The organism is Streptomyces sp. (genome assembly GCF_036566765.1).
Lineage (GTDB): Bacteria > Actinomycetota > Actinomycetes > Streptomycetales > Streptomycetaceae > Streptomyces.
The window spans coordinates 1-3,988 of record NZ_DATCVQ010000354.1; the positions used below are offsets into that span (position 1 = coordinate 1).

The following is a 3,988-nucleotide window of genomic DNA, read 5'->3' on the forward strand; positions in this document are numbered from 1 at the left end:
CCGTCGCGCGCGACGTCGAAGCGACGCAGATGCGGGCCGAGTTGGACGAGGTGATCTGATGCCGATCGCCGTCGACATCGACGTGATGCTGGCCAGGCGGAAGATGTCCGTGGGCGAGCTCGCGGACCGGGTAGGGATCACGCCCGCCAACCTGGCGGTGCTCAAGAACGGCCGCGCCAAGGCGGTACGCTTCGCGACGCTCGCCGCGCTCTGCGAGGTACTCGAGTGCCAGCCGGGCGACCTGCTGCGCTGGGAGACCGAGGAAGCGTCGGCGAATGACGCGCTCAGGGCGGGTGTGAAAATGCCCGGCACCACCGGCCCGTGACACGGCATTTGGACCGCACGCCGCAGGCGTGCGCCGCGATGGACAAGGTCAGAAGGAGCCGCCGGGCGGTGTCCGGGCCGAGCGCGACGACCACGGTCTGGGCCGTCCCGGGGAGGCTTCACCACCAAGATCCACCTGGCCTGCGAGCAAGGCCAGCGGCCGCTGTCCCTGCTGGTCACCGCAGGTCAGCGTGGCGACAGCCCCCAGTTCACGACCGTCCTGGAAGGCATCCGAGTGCCCCGTGTCGGGGCGGGACGTCCCCGTGTCCGCCCGCTGCGAGTGCGGGGCGACAAGGCGTACTCGTCCCGTGCCAACCGGGCCTACCTGCGAAAGCGCGGGATCCGGTGCACGATCCCCGAGCCCGCCGACCAGGTCGGCAACCGCAAGCGCCGCCGCGGGAAGGCCGGCGGGCGGCCTCCGGCCTTCGACCGTGAGGACTACAAGGCCCGGCACGCGGTCGAGTGCGGGATCAACCGGCTCAAGCCGGGCGAGGGAGAAGCAGCGATGGGGGCTCAGTACTACGGTGCCGACAGTGAGAACGGCGATCGCATCGCCGACCCCTCCGAGGACGCGCTGTTCATGATGATCAGCGACCTCAACGACTCGACAACACCTTCGTGGTCGTCCAGCGCGACGAGGACGACCCTGTCTGGTTCGCCTCCGTGGCCGTCCTGGACGAAGGCGGCTACGAGGTCGTCCGCCGTGACAGCACCCGCAACGAGCACGAGGTCACCACGGCGGCCAGCATCAACTACATCGCCCGCGACCTCACTATCTGGATGGCCGCCCGCGACTTCCCCGGACGGCCAACCAGCCAGGTCACCGACTTCTAACACGCGGCCTTAGTCGCCGGTCGTGCCGTCGAGCATCTCGCGCAGGATGTCCAGGTGGCCGTTGTGGCGGGCCGTCTCCTCGGTGAGGTGAAGGAGGATCCAGCGCAGGTCGACGTGGAGACCGTTGCGGACGACTTGCTTGGCCTGCTGGTCCAGGCCGTTCCGGGCGACCAGTTCGCGGTAGCGGGCGCTCTGTTCGGCGTATTCGTCGAGCAACTGCGTGACCGGGAAGTCGACGGCGATACGCATCTCTCGGTCGGGGTCCTCCTCGGTCCAGGGGCCCAGGTCTTCCTCGCCGAGGAAGACCACCTGGAACCAGTAGTACTCGACCCAGCGGAGGTGGTTGATCACTCCGCTCATGGTCATCAGCGGTGAGCCCGGCAGGAGCGCCTTGCGGGCGTTCTCCGCGGAGACGCCCTCGCACTTGGCGCGGGCGGTGTCACGTGTGTAGTCGAGAAACGTGGTGAGCTGGGTGCGCTCGTCCCACGCGGGCGGTGTGTCGTCGATTCTGGTCATCGCGTGAAGCGTCCCCGATCACCGCGACCGATGTCGAGGTATTTAACGGCGGGCCCGACCTGTTCCACCCAGCTCCTTGTCCGGCGGGTCGCTATAGCGATTCAGCGCCGGTAGGCCGCCCGGCATGATCCGCCGGACAGGCCCGTCGGGGCGGCGTTCGTCTTCGCCTCGGCAAGGATCTCCCGGACGGCGAGCAGACCGACACTGGCCCCGTGGTCCTCAGCTCGGCAGTACGCGGATCAGGGCATCACGCAGGCGGGTGTGTTCGGTGGTCATGAACCGGTGCAGGCTCCGGGAGCCGAGGGCGACTCGTTGCGCGGTGCGCCGGCGTTCCGCGTCGTAGGCGCGCAGAGCGGAGGGCAGACCGGCCGAGGTGTTCTCGGCCACGGCCCGGGTCAGGGCCTCCGCGTCGAGGATCGCCGTGCATGCGCCCTGACCCAGATTGGGCGTCATCGCATGCGCGGCGTCACCGACGAGCGCGATGTTTCCGCCGTGGACGAAGGAGGGCAGCGCGGGGAACAAGTGCCGCATCTCGTAGCGGATCCAGGTGGCCGGGTCGGTCTGGTCGAGGATCCGGGGGATGGGATCGTGCCAGCTTTCGAAATACCCGCGCAGCTCTTCGGCGGTGGTGGCCTCGGGCACCGTGGCGTACCAATTGGTACGGCCCGTTTCGACCGGGGTCATTCCGAAGAACCGGCCTTTGCCCCAGGTCTCGCCGTAGAGGCCGCTCTCGAAGTCGGCGATACCGATCCAGGCGACCGTCCCGATGGGGCGCGGACCGCTGCGGTCGCCGAAACACGCGGTGCGAACGGCGCTGTGGATGCCGTCGGCGCCGACGACCAGGTCAACGGCGCCGGTGAGGGCACTTACGTCGGAGAGGCGTTCCCCGAACCGGATCGGTGCGCCGAGGCCGGCCAGCTCGGCGAGCAGGGTGTCGATCAGGTAGGGGCGAGAGATCAGCAGTTCGGGCCGGCCGGCCTTCCGCTCGATGCGTTCCAGGGGGAGGCTCGCCAGGGTCTTCCCCCGCGGGGTGCGAATCCGGGCGTTCCGGTAGGGCACGGCCTGGGCCTGGAAGGCCTTGCCCACTCCGAGCCGTTCGAGGGCGCCCTGCGCGGTGGGGTGGATGCCGAAGGCCGTGCCGTACCGCTCCGGCTCGGTCCTGCGCTCCAGAACCGATACCGCCCACCCGGCACGGCGCAATCCGATCGCCGTAGCCAGCCCGGCCACTCCCGCCCCCACGACGACTGCCTTACCGGTCACGCCGGCCTCCTGTCACAAACGGGGAAGCTACCTTCCCCCTCGTCGCAGCGTCGCCGAGGACGGCTTCCACGAGGTCCTCGATGGCCGGCCGGCGTGCCGGTGACCGGGCCTCGATGGCAGAGGGCCTCGGACAGTGGGACTCGGCCAGCCCTTCGGTATGGAACCCTTCCGCCGGTCGTGAACGACACGCTCATGACACTGTCCGACTCAACAGCTCGCGGACCAGGGCCTGCCCCCACCATTCCTCGATGCGGCCGGGCGGCCAGCCGCGCTCGGTGGTCAGCGTGGTGTAGACGTCGATGTTGCAGATGGCCGCGTAGACGTCCACGGCAGTCCGCAGATCCAGGCCGCGTCGAAGAGTGCCGACCGGCCAGGACGAGAAGACCTGCACCCGGGTCTCGTCGCCGCGTTCCCGGCCGTCGCGGTAGACCGCGGCGAGCTCGGGCTCGCTACGGCCCGCTTCGCGTATCAGCGTGATCACATCGCCCGCGCGCTCGAACAGCCGCCTGTCGTAGGCGGCCATCGCCGCGAGTTGGCGCTCCGGGTCCCCCACCGCGGACTCCAACTCCGCGAGCATCTGCGGCGCGTCGGCGGACAGGTCGGCCGAATCGGCCACGGCCCGGGTCAGCCCGGTCTTGTTTCCGTACGTCGCGTAGACCGTGGGTACGGAGACTCCCGCCTCGCGCGCCACCTCGCGCACGGTCGTACCCGCCCAGCCCCGGGAGTCGAAGAGTCGACGGGCGGCGCGGGCGATCTCGGCCCGGGTCTCCAACGCCTGAGCCGTCCGACGCAGCGAGTCGTAGCGACGACGGCCCTGCTCCGCACTCATCCCTCACCCTCCTCGGGTTTACGCTGCTTATAATGAATATATGACGCCTCAATCCAAGTTAGCCGCCATCGACTTCTCCCGAACCGGCGGCATCGCCGCCATAGGCTTCGCCACCCTGATCACTCTCAGCAACGTGATCATGGTCCCCGCCGGCCTGCCCCTCACCGGCGCGAAGACCGGCGAGGTCGCCGAGTTCTTCGCCACGCAAGGCACCGCGGTCGGCAT

At 69.3% G+C, this 3,988-nt stretch carries 4 protein-coding genes and 3 pseudogenes; 4 read left to right on the forward strand and 3 right to left on the reverse strand.

What is annotated here, in order from left to right; genetic code table 11:
- The first annotated feature begins 58 nt into the window (after positions 1–58).
- The 3 genes and pseudogenes from VIU94_RS20580 to VIU94_RS20590 all read left to right on the forward strand — a co-directional run bounded on the left by VIU94_RS20580 (position 59) and on the right by VIU94_RS20590 (position 1,158).
- Positions 59–325, forward strand: a complete 267-nt coding sequence (locus VIU94_RS20580) for a helix-turn-helix domain-containing protein (protein ID WP_331913305.1) — start codon at positions 59–61, stop codon at positions 323–325.
- A 16-nt stretch (positions 326–341) separates the two neighbouring features.
- Positions 342–808, forward strand: a pseudogene (locus VIU94_RS20585) (transposase); the annotation flags it as partial.
- A gap of 21 nt (positions 809–829) precedes the next feature.
- A pseudogene (locus VIU94_RS20590) lies at positions 830–1,158 on the forward strand (hypothetical protein).
- A gap of 9 nt (positions 1,159–1,167) precedes the next feature.
- Here the strand turns inward: VIU94_RS20590 and VIU94_RS20595 are convergent.
- From VIU94_RS20595 to VIU94_RS20605, 3 genes are all read right to left on the reverse strand, one after another.
- Positions 1,168–1,674 (reverse strand): DinB family protein, encoded by a 507-nt coding sequence (locus tag VIU94_RS20595; protein WP_331913306.1) that lies wholly within the window; start codon positions 1,672–1,674, stop codon positions 1,168–1,170.
- Between the two features lie 219 nt (positions 1,675–1,893).
- Positions 1,894–2,934: an FAD-dependent oxidoreductase gene (locus VIU94_RS20600; protein WP_331913307.1), complete on the reverse strand. Its 1,041-nt coding sequence runs from the start codon at positions 2,932–2,934 to the stop codon at positions 1,894–1,896.
- Between the two features lie 190 nt (positions 2,935–3,124).
- Positions 3,125–3,763 (reverse strand): TetR/AcrR family transcriptional regulator, encoded by a 639-nt coding sequence (locus VIU94_RS20605; protein WP_331913308.1) that lies wholly within the window; start codon positions 3,761–3,763, stop codon positions 3,125–3,127.
- Positions 3,764–3,803: 40 nt separating this feature from the next.
- Here VIU94_RS20605 and VIU94_RS20610 point away from each other — a divergent pair.
- Positions 3,804–3,988, forward strand: a pseudogene (locus tag VIU94_RS20610) (hypothetical protein); the annotation flags it as partial.

What these genes read in the sequence shown, in the direction of transcription:
- VIU94_RS20580 (WP_331913305.1), top strand. Translation starts at nt 59, where the DNA reads ATGCCGATCGCCGTCGACATCGACGTGATGCTGGCCAGGCGGAAGATG.
- VIU94_RS20595 (WP_331913306.1), bottom strand. Translation starts at nt 1,674, where the DNA reads ATGACCAGAATCGACGACACACCGCCCGCGTGGGACGAGCGCACCCAG.
- VIU94_RS20605 (WP_331913308.1), bottom strand. Translation starts at nt 3,763, where the DNA reads ATGAGTGCGGAGCAGGGCCGTCGTCGCTACGACTCGCTGCGTCGGACG.